Source organism: Pseudomonas protegens CHA0 (assembly GCF_000397205.1).
Classification (GTDB): domain Bacteria; phylum Pseudomonadota; class Gammaproteobacteria; order Pseudomonadales; family Pseudomonadaceae; genus Aquipseudomonas; species Aquipseudomonas protegens.
The window spans coordinates 3,589,025-3,604,926 of the sequence record NC_021237.1; the positions used below are offsets into that span (position 1 = coordinate 3,589,025).

Here is a 15,902-nt window from a genome sequence, read left to right on the forward strand (position 1 = left end):
TTGAGCAGCGGATGAAGGTCAGGCACTCAGTGCCTGGGGCACCAGGGCATCGGGGTAGAAACGCCGGGCCACGTCCGGATGCGAACGCAGGCGGCCCTTGAGGTAGTTCCAGCCCACTTCGCGAAACAGCGGGTTGTCGGGGTCGCTGGCCGGGCCCCGGGCTTCACGCAACAAGGCTTCGGGCAAGGGATACAGCGGCACCCGGGCATCGAGTTGGGCACCGAGGAAAAACGCGATGGACAGCCGCTGGCGATCCGCGGGCGGCGACTGCACCCGGTGCACGGTGGCGCGCAGATAGCCGTGGGTGGCCAGTTCCAGCAGCTCACCGATGTTCACCACCAGGGTGTTGTCCCGGGGCGGCGCGTCGATCCAGCGGCCCTCCTCTACTTCCACCTGCAGGCCGGCCTGCTGGTCCTGCAGCAGAAAGCTGAGGAACCCGGAATCCTTGTGGGCTCCCACGCCCTGGTTGCTCTGCCCCGGCGCGCGGCCAGGGTAGCGGATCAGCTTGATGTGCTCGTTGGGCCGTTCGCCGTACAGCCCATCGAAGGCCTGTTCCGGCAGTGACAATGCCTGGGCAAAGCCGCGCAACAGGCGCAGGGACATGCCGGTCATTGCCTGCTGCCACTCCAGCAGCACGGGCTTGAACGCCGGCAGTTGCGCCGGCCATTGGTTGGGGCCCTGCAATCGGGTCCAGGGCGGGCTGTGGGGATCCAGGGGCAAGGCCTGGCGCTCGGCCCCCAGGTCGAACTGTTCCCGCAGGTCCGGCTGGCCCCGGGTGATCTCCGAAGCCGCCTGGTTATAGCCGCGAAAGTGCGGCGAATGGATCATGCCCACGGCCGCCTTGTCGGCCTCGGGCAAGGCAAAGAACGCCCGCGCCTGGTCCTGCACCCGGCGCAGCAGGCCACTGTCGACTCCGTGCCCGGTCAGGTAGAAGAAACCCACGTCCCGCGCCGCCTGGCGCAAGCCGTCGAGAAAGATCCGACGCTGCTCCGGGTGGCCCTGCAATTGGCTCAGGTCCAGGACCGGCAGCGCGGTGATATCCAGCGAGTGCGGCATGCTTCACTCCCCTGTGAATGGACGATGTCCGCAGGTGCGGCTCAGAGCTTGGCGATGGAGACTTCGGTGGACTTGACGAAAGCGATCACTTCGCTGCCGACCTTGAGTTCCAGGTCGCGCACCGAGCGGGTGGTGATCACCGAAGTGACAATGCCCGAGGCGGTCTGCACGTCGATTTCCGAAACCACCTGGCCTTCGTGGATCTCCTTGATCACGCCCTTGAACTGGTTGCGTACGTTGATCGCTTGAATGGTCATGCTGAAAAGTCCTTTGCTGGCACCGGGCTCAGGAGTTGAGCGGCTGGGGCTAAACATGCGCCTTTGGCAAAAGCCTTAAAAGGAATAAATAATTAGATGGTTATTTCTTTTGGGAATATAAAAGATCCAGCCTCCCGCCCTCGCGCAGCCTTGACCCTGCCCGCCGGCTTTGCTTCCCTGTGCCCTGCACTGATCACTCTCGATAGATACCAGGAGGTAAGCATGCGCACGTTGATGCTGGCAGACACGCAGGTTTCGGTGATTGGCCAGGGCACTTGGCGGATGGGCGAGGACCGCCACCTGCGGAATCAGGAAGTCGCGGCCCTGCGCACCGGCATCGACCTGGGCCTGACCCTGATCGACACCGCGGAGATGTACGGCGAAGGCGGCGCCGAGGAAGTGGTCGGCCAGGCCATTGCCGGGCGCCGCGACCAGGTGTTCCTGGTGAGCAAGGTCTACCCCCACAACGCCAGTCGCAAAGGCCTGCCCCTGGCCTGCGAGCGCAGCCTGAAACGCCTGGGCAGCGACTTCATCGACCTGTACCTGCTGCACTGGCGCGGCCAGTATCCCTTGGCGGAAACCGTCGACGCCCTGGAGCGCCTGCGCGAAGCCGGCAAGATCCGCCGCTGGGGAGTCTCCAACTTCGATGTGGCCGACCTGGACGAACTCGACTCCCCGGCCTGCGCTACCAACCAGGTGCTGTACAACCTGGAGTCCCGGGGTATCGAGTTCGACCTGCTGCCCGCCTGCCAGCAACGGCGGATGCCGCTCATGGCCTATTGCCCGATCGGCCAGGGTGGCGCTTTGCTGGCCGAACCGGTGCTGCTGCAGGTCGCCCAGCGCCATGGGGTCACCGCGGCCCAGGTGGCACTGGCCTGGCTGCTGCGCCAGGACGGCGTGCTGGTGATTCCCAAGGCGGTGCGCCCGGCACACATCCGTCAGAATGCCCAGGCCGGCCAATTGCAATTGCCCGACGAGGACCTGCAGGCCCTGGATCAGGTGTTTGCTCCGCCACGGCGCAAGCAGCGCCTGGAAATGGTCTAGGCACAACACCGACGCAACGAGCATTTTTCAAACCGCGAAGGCTGCACGATAGTCATTGAAAAAATGAACAGGCGAGGAAAGTTGCGAGGCTCGACGGATAAGGAAGTGCCTGAACACTGTAAGTGCCACAAACCTACTTTGTACCCGGCGATTTAAGAATTGTCTGATCCCTGCTTGGCATGCCCCCAATTACAGTTGGCGCATGAGATTAAAAAGCTACCTGCATCAGATCAATCCCCTATTTTCCAGTCCTGAAGCAGCCCGCCGGCTGCTTCGTGTCGTGGCGCTGATTTTTCTGGTCGGCCTGTTCGGCGCGGTCTACAACTTTCTTCGCTCCAGCCTGCACAACGAACTCTCACAACGGCAAAGCTACATGAGCAGCGCCATTGCCGAGGCCCAGGCATTCTTCACCAGCCGCTCGGCCCTGTTGGAAAGCCTGAGCCTGGCGGCGGTCTACGACCCTGGGGAACATATCAGCCCCCCAGGCGCCAGCGGTGCCTCCCAAGAAGAGACGTACCTGCAACTGGGTGGACCGCAGGGCAACCAGTGGGGGATCTGGCTGACCCTGCGCATGCGCAACTACCTGCAAAACAAGCAACTGAACCTGCTCTACATTCCCGGCACCCGCGATCTGCAGGTGCAACGCCTGTTCAGCACCCGGCCACAGACCAGCGATCTGCCCGGCGGGTTGCTGGACAAGCTGATCGCTCTGCAGCCCGAGCAGATCCCTGTCGGCGAAGAACTTTGGCTGATGGACAACTCCGCGGCGGGCGCCCATCTATACATCTTCACTCGCCTTGACGAACGCTTCGCTCACTCAGGCTGGCTTGGACTGGAGATGGACGGCAAGAGCGTCTCCGCCGCCCTCAGCGACCAGAGCGCCGGGGATTTCATGATGTTCAATTCCCAGGGCGGGCTGATTTTCAGCAGTGCGCCCAGTGCCCGACTGAGCGCCGACGTACGCCACGTCCAGGGCGGCAGTTTCTTCGGCTTTCTCGGCGGCCGCTGGTGGCCCGACCATCTGGTGATCCGCAAGCAGCTGGGGGCTACCGACTGGCAGCTGGTGTACTCCTTCGACCTGCAGAACCTGCTCAAGAGCCTCTGGCCGCAGTTGCTGGCGGCGCTGCTCATCAGCCTGACCGGCATGGCTCTGATCGGCCTGCTGACCCACTGGGTCGAAGTGCGCCTGATCGCCCCCGCCCTGCACCGGATCCAGGCCCTGGTCGAAAGCGAGGCCTTCAGCCGCGACGTGATCCAGATCGCCCCGGTGGCACTCTGTGTATTGCGCCGCAGCGATGGCCGGGTGGTGCTGGAAAACACCCTGTCCCAGCAATGGCTGGGCAACGGCAGCGAACGCGACCAGCTGTGTTCCGGGTGGATCGAGCAGGCCTTCGACCCGGCCCGCCCCAACAGCTCGGACTACTTTGAAACCGCCGACGGGCGCCATCTATACCTCAGCTCCGCCCCCACTCGCTACAACGGTGAGGACGTGCTGTTCTGCGCCTTCAGCGATATCAGCGCTCGCAAGCAGATCGAGGCGGCGCTGGAAGAAGCCAAGCGCCTGGCCGATACCGCCAATGAAGCCAAGACCCTGTTCCTGGCCACCATGAGCCACGAGATCCGCACGCCACTGTATGGCGTGCTCGGCACCCTGGAGCTGCTGTCGCGGACCCAGCTGGACAACCAGCAGAAGGATTACCTGCAAGCCATAGAAGGCTCTTCCGGTACGCTGCTGCAGTTAATCTGCGACGTGCTCGACGTGTCCAAGATCGAAGCCGGGCAACTGGCCCTGGAGCTCAGCGAATTCTCCTCCCTGGATCTGGTGCACGAGATCATCCAGGGCTACGCGGCGGCCGCCCAGGCCAAGGGCCTGCAGTTCTATGCCTGTGTCGACCCGCAGTTGCCGGAGATCCTGCTCGGCGATGTCACCCGGATCCGCCAGATCCTCAGCAACCTGCTGAACAACGCGGTCAAGTTCACCGATACCGGGCGCATTGTCCTGCGGGTCCGCACCGAAAGCCGCGATGGCGAGCGCAGCAACATCCTCTGGCAGGTTTCCGACACCGGCCGGGGCATTGCCCAGGACGACCAGACACTGATCTTCGAGCCCTTCTACCAGACCGAAGGCAACACCAACGTGATCGCCGGCACCGGCCTGGGCTTGCCGATCTGCCAGCGCCTGACCCAATTGATGAACGGCAATATCCGCATGGTCAGCGAGCTCGGCCTGGGCAGCAGCTTCACCCTGACTCTGCCGCTGGAGGCCTCGGCCGTGCAGGGCGACACCCCGCTGATCAGCCCATTGCTGCCGGAGATGGTCTATGTGGTGTCCCCGGTGCGTGAACTGGCCGAATCGGTGGCGGGCTGGCTGCGCCGCTGGGGTGCCCGGGCCCAGTTCAGCCTGCCGAGCCCATCCGACCGGGCCCGGGGCAACGTACTGATCGAACTACACCCCGGCAGCGTGGAGCAGCGCCTGGAACCCGACTGGCAGGGCCCCCTGGTGCTCGCCAGCGGCGATGGCCATAACGAACCGCGGATCGACGGCGGCAGTTGGCAGATCAACACCAACAACCTGCGGGCGATCCATCAGGCCGTCAGCCAGGCCCAGGGGGTCTGGGTGGCCCAGAGCGAGGATCACTCCGATCACCGCGAGCTGAAAAAGCTCAGCCTGCATGTCCTGGTGGCCGAAGACAACGTGATCAACCAGTTGATCCTCAAGGACCAACTGGAAGAACTGGGGTGCAGCGTGGAGCTGGCCTCGAACGGTGAAGAGGCCCTCTGCATCTGGAAGGCCGGTCGTTTCAACGTTGTGCTGACCGATGTGAACATGCCGAAACTCAACGGTTATGAACTGGCCCAGGAGCTTCGGCGTCAAGGCTGTTCGATCCCCATCATCGGGGCAACGGCCAATGCAATGCGCGGAGAAGAAGAGCTCTGTCTTGCAGCCGGGATGAACCACTGCCTGGTGAAGCCCTTTGCATTAAGAGCGTTGTTCAACTATCTGGCGCCCTATGAAAGAGCCCCCCATGAAGTCCTGTAGCATTTTGATCGTCGAAGATCAGCCGTTTCAGTACATGTACCTGCAACACTTGTTCAACGAGCTGGGGCCCTACCAGCTGGAGGTGGCAAGCAGCGGCAAAGAAGCGCTGGAACGCCTCAAGCAGCGGCACTTCGACCTGGTACTGACAGACCTGCTGATGCCCGGCATGGATGGCGTGCAGTTCATCCAGAGCCTGGCCACCCATCGCGTGCGCCCGGCCCTGGCCATCATGAGTGCGTCATCCCGGCGCATGCTGATGGGCGCCAGCCTGGTGGCCCGCAACCTGGGGCTGAAGGTCATCGGGTTGATTTCCAAACCCGTGAACCTGGCTGCACTGCGTGCACTCACCGCTCAGTTGCCAGGGCTCGCCAATGACAGCAGCCCCCCACAGATCGGGGTCGAATGCAGCCCAGAGACCCTGCGTGAAGCCCTGCGCAACGGGCAGATCCAGGCCTGGTTCCAACCCAAGAAAGCCTTGAACAACGGTCGCATCGTCGCCGCCGAAGCCCTGGTGCGCTGGATCCACCCACAACACGGCATGCTCCTGCCTTGCGACTTCCTGCCGGCACTCACCGTGGCCCGCCTCGAAGAAGAACTACTGTGGCTGATCCTGGAGCAGGCCCTTGAGGCCCAGGTGCACTGGCGCGAAGACGGCTATGACATCCCGGTGTCCATCAACCTGCCGACCCACCTGCTCAACAGCGCCGACCTGGCCGACCGCCTGTACGACTTCGTGATCCAGCACAACGGTGTGCCGGCCAGGATCTGCTTCGAACTCATGGAGTGTTCGACCCCGGAGCACATCAGCAACTTCTACGCCGGAGCCTGCCGCCTGCGTATCAAGGGCTTCGGCCTGTCCCAGGACGACTTCGGCAAGGGCTACAGCTCCTACATGAACCTGGTATCGACACCCTTCACCGAATTGAAGATCGACCGGGGGCTGGTCCAGGGCTGTCACAACAATGAAGAAATAGCCCAGGCCCTGACCTGCATCATCGCCCTGGGCCGGCAACTGGGCCTGACGGTCGTCGCCGAAGGCGTGGAAAGCGCCCACGAACTGGCTCTGTTGCGCAAGATCGACTGCACCCAGGTGCAGGGCTTCCTGATTTCCCATGCGGTCTCCTCGCAACAGTTTCAGCAACTGCTGGCCCAAGACGGGCCGGCCACGGTGTATTAACCGATGAACCCATTGCCTGCCCGCGCAACAGTCACTCATCGCTGACGGTCCTGCCCCAGAGATAGGAATCTCGGCAGGGCCCTTATATGTGTTTGGGAAATCAGTGATGAAAGAAAGCAGCACCTTGCTGCAGAACCTGGCTCGCAGCTTGCCCCGATTGAACATGGGCATACTGCTGGGCCTGGCGCTGCTGCTGTTCGCCACCCTGTACTGGACCCTCGAGCGTCTGTTCGATGAACAGAACAGCAACGTGCGCTTACATTTCGCCCAACTGATGGAGAACATCCAGGAGCAGGAGCTGTTTCTCAAACGCCTGGCCGCGCGCCATTCGATCGACGCTCTGAGCCTCGACGCCCCTCATCACCTGAACCTGCAAGCCTTCCCGCCCACCGCAGGCCAGCAATCCCCCTTCGCAACGCCCTTCAGCCTGAGCTTGTACCCCCAACAGCCGGCGGCCGGCGAGCTGCCCAGGGTGTTCGCCCTGGAGCTACAACTGTCGAGCTTCTACAGCGCCTTCTGGTCAGGCTCGCAGCATGTCGCTCCGCGAACCTTTGTGTTCAACACCTTCGGCCATTTCGACATCAGCCACCCCGGGGAAAACACCACGCCCGACACCAAGGTGGCAGACCAGGTGCTGCACCAGCAGCTCGTGAAGAGCGACGGCATTGCCGACCACCAGATCCATTGGCAACAGTACAGGCCGCCCGCGTCGGAAGCTCTACCGACCAGGTTCCTCGCGTACACCAACCTGCATGAGCCGGCTCCACTGCTGGATGTCCAGGGAGGCAACGACTGGAGCGTGGTCGCGTCACTGCTGAGCCTGGATGACCTCGATTACCTCGAGCACACCAGACACTGGTCGATCTACGACGACTTCACCCTCATCGAGCCTTCCGGCACCGCCCTCACCGGCGACCCGGCGCCTGCCGACGTGCTGGGTGAAGGCCTCAACTTCGGCCTACAGGGGATGATCGTCAAGGTGACCAGCCAGACTCCGCAGTTGTGGACCGGGCTCTATGCCATCAGCTACAGGAACTACCTCGACTACGCGCTGTGGGCCATGCTGAGCCTGCTGGCCCTCGGGGTAGGCAGCATCGCCTGCGGCTGGGCCGCCAGCCGCTGGTACCGCAACAAGGTGGTGGTCCCGGCACAACGGGCGCAGCAATGCCTCAATGAAAGCGAAGACTTCAACCGTGTGGTCATCGACACCGTTCCCTCGGGGCTATGCGTGGTGAGCCGCGACAACCTCCAGGTTATCCTGCAGAACCGTCAGGCCGAGCAATGGCAAGGCACGGCGCAACTGCTGTCTCGGCTGGCCCAGGACCGCAGCCTGATCGACGGCGGCGAAACCAGCCTCGACATCGACGGGCGCTATCTGCAGGTAGAGTTCGTCTCGACCCGCTACCAACGCCAGGATGTGCTGGTGTGTGCCTTCAACGATGTCACCCGGCATGTGGAAGATGCCAAGGCGCTGGACCGGGCCAGGCGCTCGGCGGACGCCGCCAATACCGCCAAGACCCTGTTCCTGGCCACCATGAGCCATGAAATCCGCACCCCGTTGTACGGCGTGCTCGGCACCCTGGAACTGCTAGGCCTGACCCACCTGGACAGCCGCCAGAGCGACTACCTGCAGACCATCCAGCGCTCGTCCAGCACCCTGTTCCAATTGATCAGCGACGTGCTCGACGTCTCCAGGATCGAGGCCGGGCAAATGAGCATCGATCCGCTGGAGTTCTGTCCGCTGGACATGCTGGAGGATGTCTTGCACACCCACGCTGGCTCTGCCCAGCGGCGCGGCCTGTTGCTCTATGCCTGCATCGACCCCAACCTGCCGGACCTGTTGCTGGGGGACGCCGCGCGAATCAGCCAGATTCTCAACAACCTGCTGAGCAATGCGATCAAGTTCACCGACAGCGGCCGGGTGGTGTTGCGGGTCCGGGTGCTGGAGTTGCGCGACCAGCAAGCCCGTATCGAATGGCAGGTCACCGATACCGGGATCGGCATTTCAGCCCAGCAGCAACCCCAGCTGTTCGTCCCCTTCTTCCAGGTACGCGACGCCTCCAACGAAGCCGGGGCCGGCCTCGGGCTGGCGATCTGCGAGCGCCTGTGCCAGATGATGGGTGGGCAGATGCAGGTGACCAGCGAGCCGGGGCTGGGCAGTAGTTTCTCTTTGCGCCTGACGCTGCGCTGCCTGCCAGGAGGGCTGCCGCCATTGCTGCCATGGCCCGAAGGTGCGCCAGTGTATGTCCGGGCTCCGGTGCCGGAGTTGCTGAAAAACACCTGTGACTGGCTCGGCCGCCTGGGAGTGCCGGCCTATCCGGCCCCCCTCGGCTGGAACGACGAGCCGCAGACTGGCGTGCTCATCGACATGCTGCCCCGGGATGGCCTGGCCTCCTGGCCTGGCCCATGCGTCAGTGCCGTCTCCGGGGGCCGTAGTGGCCGCCTGCCGCAGGCCACCTCCTGGCAAGTCGACGCCCACGATATTCGCGCCATCGCCCAGGCCGCGGTGCTGGCCCACCAGGGCCTGCCCCTGTGTCAGACACAGCAGAGAGCCGGCCGCATGGGCCAACTGAACCTGCGCATCCTGGTGGCCAAACATAGCCCGATCAACCAGGCAATCATCAAGGAACAACTGCAGGCCCTGGGCTGCCAGGTGACTCTGTCGGCCAATGGCAAGCAGGCCCTGGAACACTGGCAGCCACAGCGCTTCGACATCGTGATCACCGACGTCAATATGCCACTCATGAACGGCTACGAGTTGGCGCGGGAGCTGCGTCGCCGCGACTCGCAACTGCCGATCATCGGTGTCACCGCCAACGCATTGCGCGAGGAAGGCATCCGCTGCCTCGCCGCCGGCATGAACACCTGGATAGTCAAACCCATGAACCTGCAGACCCTGCGGGGGCATCTGTCGAAGTTGTGCCCCACCAGCACCGCGACCGCAGCGCCCAGCATTCCGCCGGCCGCACCGTCCCGGCCTCCCCCCGACACAGCGCAAGGCGACCGGATTCAAGTCACCGAGAAAATGCGCCCGCTGTTTCTCAGTACCATGCACGAGGATCTGCGGCGGCTGGCCGAGGCGCTGGACAGCGGCGCCGGCAAGATCGCCGCCGCACGACTGCACAGCATCGCCGGCGCCATGGGGGCGGTGCAGGCAGCCCCACTGGCCAAGGCGTGCGCCGAACTGGAGTGCCGATTGCTGGAAGGTGCTCTGACTGCGGATTTGCAAGCCCAGGCCAGGCAACTGATGCAACGCTTGTCCAGACTCCTGTTGCCCCTTGAATAATGGCCTGCTGGGTTTAATGTACCGACGGTCCCTAGCTCCTTTACTAAATTGCGTATTGCAAGGGTGTGTTTGCCATGGAAAAACTGAAAGTAGTCATCGCTGACGATCACCCTATCGTGTTGCTCGGTGTGCGTGAGCTGATGGAGCGTGATGATCGCTTTGAGATCGTCGGCGAAACCCTGTCTTCCCAAGGCCTGATCCAGAAGCTGGAAAGCTGCCAGGTGGATGTGGTCATCACCGACTACAACATGCCCGGGGACTCGCCCTACGGTGATGGCCTGAAGCTGGTGGAATACCTCAAGCGCAACTTCCCGCACGTGCAGGTCCTGATCCTGACCATGATTTCCAATCAGTTGATCCTCACCCGCCTGCGGGAGTTGGGCGTGGTCGGGGTGATCCAGAAGAGCCAGTTGCACGAGGAAATCCAGGTCGCCCTCAAGGCCATTGCCCAGAAAGCCGTGTATCGCAGCCTGGAGCCGGCCCCCAATTCGGTGCTGGAATCCAATGTCGCCATCGACGAGCGCATCTCCACCCTGTCGCCCAAGGAATTCGAGATTCTGCGCCTGTTCGTTTCCGGCAAGAGTGTCAGCGAGATCGCCCGCAGCCAGAACCGCAGCGCCAAGACCATCAGCGCGCAGAAGATCTCCGCCATGCGTAAACTGGAGGTGCAGAGCGACCAGGATCTCCTGACCTACTGCATTGGCCGCAATATATTCAACTGATTTCCAGCCCAAGGAACTGCCTGAAAATGGATTTGATTTCACCCGAAGCCGCCGACCTGCTGGAGCTGCAACGCTTGCAAGGGGCCTGGGAACAGATCGCGATGGAAGACAGCGGCGTGCTCAACCCACCGGACGAACACAGCGCCCCCGGCGCCCTGACCTTTATCGAAGGGCAGGATTTTCGCGTGGTGACCCCGGCCGGTGAACTGCTGCTGGCCGGCACCTTTACCCTCGACAGCAGCACCCATCCCAAGTCGATCACCTGGACCGACTCCATGGGCGCAGACGCCGGCCAGGCGCTGCCGGCCAGCTACCAGCTGAGCGACGATGAGTTCGTATTCATCGCCGCCGATGCCGGCCAACCCCGGCCAAGCCATTTCCGCACGGGCCCGGGCCAGACCCTGCGCCGCTTTGTCCGCGCTCGCCAGGCCTGAACCGGCGCAACCCTCCTGCCCGGCCTAGCCGCCAGCCGGCGGCGCGTCCAGGGCCCACCAGCTCGGCAGCAGCTGGCGGACCCTGGGTTCGGCAAAGCGATCATCGATCAGCACCAGCACCCCACGGTCGGACTGGCCACGGATCACCCGTCCTGCCGCCTGCACCACTTTCTGCAGGCCCGGGTACAGGTAGGTGTAGTCATAGCCGGAGCCGAACAGCGCCGCCATGCGCTGCTTCATCTGCTCGTTCAGCGGGTTGAGCTGGGGCAGGCCGAGGGTGGCGACAAAGGCCCCGATGAGTTTCGACCCCGGCAGGTCGATGCCCTCGCCGAAAGCACCGCCGAGTACGGCGAAACCGATACCCTGCCCCTCTGGGCGAAACTGCTGGAGAAAGTCCTGGCGCGAAGCCTCGTCCATGCCTCGGGACTGGCACCAGAGCACAATGTCCGGGTGCTCGCGCGCCAGTAACCCGGCCACCTGTTGCAGGTAGTCGAAGCTACTGAAGAACGCCAGGTAGTTGCCCGGGCGCGCCGCGAACTGCCGAGCCATCAGCTCGACAATCGGCGCCAGGGAAGCCTGCCGGTGGGCATAGCGGGTAGAAATGCGGCTGACAATCTGCACCTCCAGCTGCCCGGCGTCGAACGGCGATTCCACATCCAGCCACACGGTGTTGTCCGGCAGCCCCAGCAGGTCAGCGTAGTAACCTCGGGGATTGAGGGTGGCGGAGAACAGCACCGTACTGCGGGCCGCCGCCAACCGAGGCCCCAGCAGCGCCGCCGGCACCACATTGCGCAGGCTCAGGCGCGACAGGCTGCGCTTGGCGCCCAGGGCGCGCTTGCTGATGTCGAAGATGAACTGCTGCTCATCGAACAGCTCCGCCACCCGGGCAAACTGCAGCAGTTCGAAATACAGGCCCTGCAAACCGCTGTCCAGGCCCCGGGGCTGTTCGTTGAAATAGTCCCCCAGGGCCGCTACGCACAGGGCCAGGGCCTTGAGCAGCGCGGCAGGTAGCTGGGCATAGGCCTGATACTCGGCCACCTGCTCCTTGTGCAAGGCATTCCACTCGCGATTGAGCCGCTGCAACGGGCTCTTCAAGGCCTGGGGCGCGCTGCTGCGCACGCTCGCCAATTGCTGCTGGTCCAGGCTCGCGCTGTACATGCCACGCCCGCGCTCCACCAGGTTGTGGGCCTCGTCCACCAGCACCGCCACCTGCCACTGGTTGGCCTGGGCCAGGCCGAAGAGCAAGGCGCTGAAGTCGAAGTAGTAGTTGTAGTCGGCCACCACCAGGTCACTCCAGCGAGCCATTTCCTGGCTCAGGTAGTAGGGGCAGACCTGATGCTCCAGGGCCACCTCGCGCAGCGCCTGACGATCCAGCAATGGCACCTGGCTGGCGGCCTGGCGTGCCGCCGGCAGGCGGTCGTAAAAGCCCTTGGCCAGCGGGCAGGACTCACCGTGACAGGCCTTGTCCAGGTGTTCGCAGGCCTTGTCCCGGGCCACCAGCTCCAGCACCCGCAACGCCAGCCCCGGCACCCCGGAGAACAGCACCCGGGCGGCATCCAGGGCCAGTTGCCGGCCCGGGGTCTTGGCGGTGAGAAACAGCAGTGTGTCCAGCTGCTGCGCAGCCATGGCCTTGAGCATGGGAAAGATCGTGCCCAGGGTCTTGCCGATGCCGGTGGGGGCCTGGGCCAGCAGGCAGCGCCCGGTGCTCACCGCCTTGTACACCGACTCGGCGAGCGGGCGCTGGCCGCGACGAAACTCGGCGTGGGGAAAGCGCAGGTCCCGGGTGGCCTGGTCCCGGGTCGCGCGATGGTGCATTTGCTGTTGCGCCCAGTGCAGGAACAGCGCGCACTGGCGATTGAAGAACTCTTCCAGCGCCTCGGCGCTGTGCTCTTGCACCAGCGCGGTTTCGCCTTCGCTGAGCACATCGAAATACACCAGCGAGACACGGATGCTCGGCAGTTGCAGGCTCTGGCACAGCAACCAGCCATAGACCTTGGCCTGGGCCCAGTGCAATTGCCGATGGTTGTCGGGCATGCGCTCAAGGTCGCCACGGTAGGTCTTGATCTCCTCCAGCAGGTTCTGCGCCGGGTCGTAGCCGTCCGCCCTGCCCTTGACCAGCAGCTCGGCGTATCGCCCCTCCAGGGCCACTTCACTCTGGTAGCCGGGGTTGCGTCGCGAAGCCACGGTACGGTGCCCGGCAATGCCCTCCAGCGCCGTGGGCGATGGGGTGAAGCGCAGGTCCAGATCGCCGGCCTTGGCGCTGAATTCGCACAGGGCGCGCACCGCGATGCGGTAACTCACGCGCTGGGGTCCTGCCACTGCACGTAGCACACCGCCACCGGCATCCGGTGTTCCTGGCAGAAATCCAGCCAGCGCAGCTGGTTGTCCTGCAAGCGATCCCCCGGGCCCTTGACCTCGATCATCCGGTAGCGCTTCTGCTCGGGCCAGAACTGGATCAGATCCGGCATGCCGGCGCGGTTGGCCTTGATGTCCAGCAGCAGGCGCTGGAACCAGTGTTTCAGGTGCTCGGCGGGCAGGCAGTCGAGGGCCTGATCGAGCAACTCTTCGCTGAGCGCCCCCCAGAACACGAAGGGCGACTGCAACCCCCACTTGGCCACGAAGCGCTGGCGGATGCTCTGCCGGTAACGGCCATCGTCGAGTTCTGCCAGGCAGGCCTGGAACAGTTCGCTGCGCCGCTGATGGAAGTCTTCGCTGAACAGGTCCACCGGCCCACGCTGGAACGGGTGGAAAAACGCACCGGGCAAGGGGGCAAAGATCGCCGGCCAGCACAGCAGGCCGAACAGCGAATTGATCAGGCTGTTCTCCACGTAGTGCACCGGCGCCTGGGGCTGGTGCAGATGGGCCTGGACATGCAGTTCCACCGCCAGGCCGTCGGCGTCACGCGCCAGGCACAGGTCCAGGCGCTGCACCTCGCGGTTGGCCGCCCGGGGCGCCGGCGGCCCGCCCAGCTTGCGCCGCAGCCGGGGCATGATCCGCAGCAGATGCTGGGCCTCGGCGGCGCTCTCGGGCGCGGCAGCGGCCTGCTCGGCCAGCGCCAGGGCGGCCTGGTATTGGGCGCTGCGCTCCAGCACCCGGATCAATCGCGATCGCGCGCCCGGGTAGGCGCACTCCTGGTAGATCTGCCGGGCCAGCGCCCACTGCGCCAGGCGCTCGCACTGCTGGCCGAGCTGAAACAGCAGCTTGGCCCGGCGTTTTTCCAGCCAGGGGTTGAGGGTCTGAAAGCGGGCAATGTGCGCCAGCACCTCGGGCAATTCGGCGCCGGCCTCGAACGCTTCCTGGCACTCATGCAGATAGAGGAAGCCGTCCACGTCTTCGCGGCTGCGCAGGCCACGGGCATCGGCACTGATCTCGACCTTCTCGTAGCTGTAGATGCCCAGGTCCGCGAGGACGAATTCCGACCAGTCCTGATACAGGTTGCCAAAGAACATCAGGCGCAGGCGATCGCACAGCGGCATCAGCGTCAGGCTCAGGAGCCGGTCTGGCAGCGCCGGGCACCACTGGGCGAATGCCTGGGGCGCCAGGCCCTGCTGGGTTAGCTCTTCCAGCCACTGGTCTTTCCTGGCCTTGGCCGCAAGCCCGTTGAAGCACTGCAGGATCTCGGCCTTTTGCAGCAGGCCGAACAGCTCTTCCAGGCAGAGCGGCGCCTGCTCATCGACCCAGCCCAGCGCCAGCAACGGCTCCAGGGCCACGGCGCTGTCGCCGATCTCCGGGTAGCTGAGCTTGCTCAGGCGAAAGTGCCGGCCCTTGCGCATCACCATGCGCACCAGCAAGGCCTGGGAAGGCTCGGCCAGTTGCGCGAAATCAAGGATGAAGCGCTGTTCATCGGCGCTCAGCACATCGGCATAGCGCAGCTGCAGCCAGTTCAATACCTGGCGGAAGTTGTGCAGGTAATAGAGGGGGTTTTCGAGGGGATTGGAAGTCACTGAACGCAAGCGCCACGGCTGATCGGATACTGGTTATGCATACAGATAACAGCCGGCGACCGGGTCTGGCAAACACTATTGGATAAATGGCACAGCGAAGTTTTTTACAATTCCCTGGCGAACTTTCGTCGTCTTCACTACACCAAGGGCCCATGGCTATAGTGTCCGGCGCCAATGCGCGTACGCATCATTGATGAGAGGTCTGTATGAAAGTGAAGAACCTGGGATTGTTTCTGGCCGCTTGCGGCGCCATGGCCTTGGCCGGTTGCGCCTCGCCCACTGTGGTGACCCTGCAGAACGGCACCCAATACCTGACCCGGGACCAGCCCAAGACCAAGACCGCCGACGGCTTCTATGAATTCCAGGACATTTCCGGCAAGACCATCCGGGTCAAGGCGGACGATGTGGCCACCGTCCGCCAGGAAAAGTGATCCGCTGCGGTTGAAGTCAGTGCGACCAGGGAAAGGGCCCCTGCCCTGGCTCGCAGAAAATCCCCAGGGGCTTGCCGCGCCTGGACAATTCGTTACGCACCTGCTGGCAACGCTCGCGCTCCCGGGCCTCGGCGTTGTCGATGCTGATGTTGCCGGTGGTATCCGGCCTCTTGTCGTCCCCCAGACGTACCTGGGCCCAGGGTTGTTCGGGTTGCACATGGAAGCGGCTCGGGGCCGGCTCCTCCTTCACTTCAGGCGCCGGCTGGCCGGCCGGCAACTGGTCCGGGGTCACCCCATAGCGCTTCAAAATCGAGCTGTGAGGCAATTCCTCGGCGGATGCCATGGCCACCCACAGGGCCAGCACCACACCGCTCGCATACCTCTTGCTGTTACTCACCGTCAAAACTCTCCTGTCATTGCCGTAGCGTGAATGCCTGCCTGTACTAACGAGCTGACACGTTTCAGCTTTACCGCTATTGGAGTCGCAAATCGACTGGCAGGTCACTTTCCC

The 15,902-nt window shown here is 63.8% G+C and carries 12 protein-coding genes; 7 read left to right on the forward strand and 5 right to left on the reverse strand.

The genetic code is table 11. The features are described from left to right. Positions 1-18: 18 nt before the first annotated feature. On the reverse strand, positions 19-1,056 hold the full coding sequence (locus PFLCHA0_RS16070; protein ID WP_015635743.1) for an isopenicillin N synthase family dioxygenase: 1,038 nt from the start codon (positions 1,054-1,056) through the stop codon (positions 19-21). Positions 1,057-1,097: 41 nt separating this feature from the next. Next, positions 1,098-1,313 (reverse strand): TOBE domain-containing protein, encoded by a 216-nt coding sequence (locus PFLCHA0_RS16075; RefSeq protein WP_011061476.1) that lies wholly within the window; start codon positions 1,311-1,313, stop codon positions 1,098-1,100. 222 nt (positions 1,314-1,535) lie between these two features. Between PFLCHA0_RS16075 and PFLCHA0_RS16080 the strand changes: the two genes are divergently transcribed. From PFLCHA0_RS16080 to PFLCHA0_RS16105, 6 genes are all read left to right on the forward strand, one after another. Further along, complete coding sequence (locus tag PFLCHA0_RS16080) at positions 1,536-2,357, forward strand: aldo/keto reductase (RefSeq protein ID WP_041752279.1); 822 nt, start codon at positions 1,536-1,538, stop codon at positions 2,355-2,357. A 202-nt stretch (positions 2,358-2,559) separates the two neighbouring features. Next, positions 2,560-5,397: an ATP-binding protein gene (locus PFLCHA0_RS16085; protein WP_015635745.1), complete on the forward strand. Its 2,838-nt coding sequence runs from the start codon at positions 2,560-2,562 to the stop codon at positions 5,395-5,397. Further along, positions 5,384-6,574: a response regulator cyclic di-GMP phosphodiesterase PvrR gene (gene pvrR / locus PFLCHA0_RS16090; protein WP_011061479.1), complete on the forward strand. Its 1,191-nt coding sequence runs from the start codon at positions 5,384-5,386 to the stop codon at positions 6,572-6,574. The genes PFLCHA0_RS16085 and pvrR overlap by 14 nt, the downstream gene beginning before the upstream one ends. A gap of 106 nt (positions 6,575-6,680) precedes the next feature. Then, on the forward strand, positions 6,681-9,860 hold the full coding sequence (locus PFLCHA0_RS16095) for a hybrid sensor histidine kinase/response regulator (protein WP_015635747.1): 3,180 nt from the start codon (positions 6,681-6,683) through the stop codon (positions 9,858-9,860). A gap of 74 nt (positions 9,861-9,934) precedes the next feature. Then, on the forward strand, positions 9,935-10,582 hold the full coding sequence (locus tag PFLCHA0_RS16100) for a response regulator (RefSeq protein WP_015635748.1): 648 nt from the start codon (positions 9,935-9,937) through the stop codon (positions 10,580-10,582). Positions 10,583-10,608: 26 nt separating this feature from the next. Continuing rightward, positions 10,609-11,016: a TIGR03067 domain-containing protein gene (locus PFLCHA0_RS16105; protein ID WP_015635749.1), complete on the forward strand. Its 408-nt coding sequence runs from the start codon at positions 10,609-10,611 to the stop codon at positions 11,014-11,016. 24 nt (positions 11,017-11,040) lie between these two features. Here the strand turns inward: PFLCHA0_RS16105 and PFLCHA0_RS16110 are convergent, their stop codons facing one another. Then, positions 11,041-13,317, reverse strand: coding sequence for an ATP-dependent DNA helicase (locus tag PFLCHA0_RS16110; protein ID WP_041752281.1), 2,277 nt, complete (start codon positions 13,315-13,317; stop codon positions 11,041-11,043). Then, positions 13,314-14,960, reverse strand: coding sequence for a VRR-NUC domain-containing protein (locus PFLCHA0_RS16115; protein ID WP_015635751.1), 1,647 nt, complete (start codon positions 14,958-14,960; stop codon positions 13,314-13,316). The genes PFLCHA0_RS16110 and PFLCHA0_RS16115 overlap by 4 nt, the downstream gene beginning before the upstream one ends. A 206-nt stretch (positions 14,961-15,166) precedes the next feature. Here PFLCHA0_RS16115 and PFLCHA0_RS16120 point away from each other — a divergent pair, with 206 nt between their 5' ends. After that, positions 15,167-15,391 carry a YgdI/YgdR family lipoprotein gene (locus PFLCHA0_RS16120; RefSeq protein WP_011061484.1) on the forward strand — a complete coding sequence of 75 codons (225 nt, stop codon included), beginning with the start codon at positions 15,167-15,169 and terminating at the stop codon, positions 15,389-15,391. A gap of 16 nt (positions 15,392-15,407) precedes the next feature. Here the strand turns inward: PFLCHA0_RS16120 and PFLCHA0_RS16125 are convergent, their stop codons facing one another. Then, the gene (locus PFLCHA0_RS16125) at positions 15,408-15,788 is read right to left on the reverse strand and encodes a hypothetical protein (RefSeq protein ID WP_019095821.1); all 381 of its coding nucleotides are present in this window, start codon (positions 15,786-15,788) and stop codon (positions 15,408-15,410) included. Between the last annotated feature and the right edge of the window lie 114 nt (positions 15,789-15,902).